This window comes from Phenylobacterium sp. (assembly GCF_030645195.1).
Classification (GTDB): domain Bacteria; phylum Pseudomonadota; class Alphaproteobacteria; order Caulobacterales; family Caulobacteraceae; genus Phenylobacterium.
The window spans coordinates 1-1,863 of sequence record NZ_JAUSLW010000221.1; the positions used below are offsets into that span (position 1 = coordinate 1).

At 66.6% G+C, this 1,863-nt stretch carries 3 protein-coding genes; 1 reads left to right on the plus strand and 2 read right to left on the minus strand.

Features of this window, described 5'->3' with window-relative positions:
- Both Q7T09_RS20020 and rph read right to left on the minus strand, forming a co-directional pair.
- Positions 1-446 (minus strand): non-canonical purine NTP pyrophosphatase (locus Q7T09_RS20020; protein ID WP_304701998.1); only part of this gene is annotated, 446 nt, incomplete at its 3' end.
- Between the two features lie 42 nt (positions 447-488).
- Positions 489-1,205 (minus strand): ribonuclease PH, encoded by a 717-nt coding sequence (rph, locus tag Q7T09_RS20025; RefSeq protein ID WP_304702000.1) that lies wholly within the window; start codon positions 1,203-1,205, stop codon positions 489-491.
- Positions 1,206-1,311: 106 nt separating this feature from the next.
- Here rph and Q7T09_RS20030 point away from each other — a divergent pair.
- On the plus strand, positions 1,312-1,863 hold a 552-nt coding region (locus Q7T09_RS20030), incomplete at its 3' end, for a heat-inducible transcriptional repressor HrcA (protein ID WP_370689299.1).

Sequence of the window (1,863 nt, forward strand, 5' to 3'; positions counted from 1 at the left end):
ACCGGCGCGCGGCTAATCTCGCCGACCACGCGGCCAACGGCGATCAAGGGTTCCGGGTCGTGCTCCGAGCGCACCGCCACCAGCGTGCTCACCAGCGCAGCGCCCCGGTTGTCCAGATCACGCATTTGCTCCAGCAAGGCGCGCACGTTGTTGTCGTCGCCTTTCTCATAACCAAACTGGGTGGCGTAGAAGGCCGTTTGCACGCCCGGCAAGCCACCAAAGGCATCGACACACAAACCGGCGTCGTCAGCCAGCGCGGGCAAGCCGCTGTGGCTACTTGCATGGCGTGCCTTGGCCAACGCGTTTTCGACAAAGGTGTGGTACGGCTCAGGCGCCTCGGGAATGCCCAGCTCGCCCTGGCTGATGAGTTCGACGCCGAGCGGCGCCAACATGGCGCGCAGCTCGGCCAATTTACCGGGGTTGTTGGAAGCTAAGACGATTTTCATGAAATTAGGCTGTAGCCCACGTACAGCATGCCTGAGCAGCTATTAATTTAGTAATGATATTTTTTGCAATGCGACCAGCTCGCTGATGCCTTGTTCAGCCAGCGCCAGCAAGGCATTCATTTCCTGACGCGAAAATGCCGCGCCCTCGGCTGTGCCCTGCACTTCAACAAAATGGCCGGCCCCGGTCATCACGACGTTCATGTCGGTGTCGCAGGCTGCGTCCTCGGTGTAGGCCAGATCGAGCAGGGGCGTTCCTGCCACGATGCCCACCGAGATCGCAGCCACATGGTCACGAATCGGCGACAGCTGCAGCTTGCCCTGCGCCAGCAACCGGGACACCGCATCGTGCGCCGCCACAAAGGCACCGGTGATCGCGGCCGTGCGCGTGCCGCCGTCGGCCTGCAAGACATCGCAGTCAAGGTGAATGGTGCGCTCACCGAGAAGGGTCAGGTCAAACACCGAGCGCAGCGAGCGGCCGATCAGGCGCTGAATCTCCTGGGTGCGGCCCGACTGCTTGCCCTCGGCGGCCTCGCGGCGGCCGCGGGTGTGGGTGGCCCTGGGCAGCATGCCGTATTCGGCGGTGACCCAGCCCTGGCCGCGGCCGCGCATGAAGCCCGGCACCCGGTCCTCCACGCTGGCGGTGATCAGCACCCTGGTGTGGCCGAAGGTGATCAGGCAGGAGCCCTCGGCGTAGCGGTTGACCCCGGTTTCGATGGTCACGGCGCGGAGAAGCTCGGGGGTACGGTCGGAAGGACGCATGGGAAGGGCTCGGATATGAGCGCGACGTCTTGCGCCGCAGTGGGTCGCGCTTATCCTAGATCGGAGAGGTTCCGTCCATGGTTCTGACCTGCCCACGCCACCAACCTTGACCAGCTCGCTGTTGACCGGCGGGCCGTCGCTCGCCGAACTGGACGAGCGCGCCCGCGACATCTTCCGCCGCGTCGTGGAAAGTTATCTGGAGACCGGCGACCCGGTCGGCTCGCGCACCCTGTCCAAGGGCGGGGTCCACCTGTCGCCGGCCTCGATCCGCAACACCATGCAGGACCTGACCCAGCTCGGCCTGCTGGGGGCCCCCCATGTCAGCGCCGGGCGGCTGCCGACCCATGCGGGCCTGCGGCTGTTCGTCGATGGCCTGATGGAGGTCGGCGACGTCGGCGAGGAGGAGCGGCGCACCATCGAGGCCAGGCTCACCGGCCGCGGCCAGACCTTCGATGACGCCCTGAACGAGGCCAGCGCCATTCTTTCGGGCCTGGCGGGCGGCGCCGGGGTCGTCGTCACCCCGGTGCGCGACGCCGGGGTCAAGCACGTGGAGTTCGTCTCGCTCTCGGCCGACCAGGCGCTCGCCGTCATGGTCTTCGACGACGGGGCGGTGGAGAACCGGCTGATGTCGCTGGCCGCAGGCGTCACCCCCAGCGCC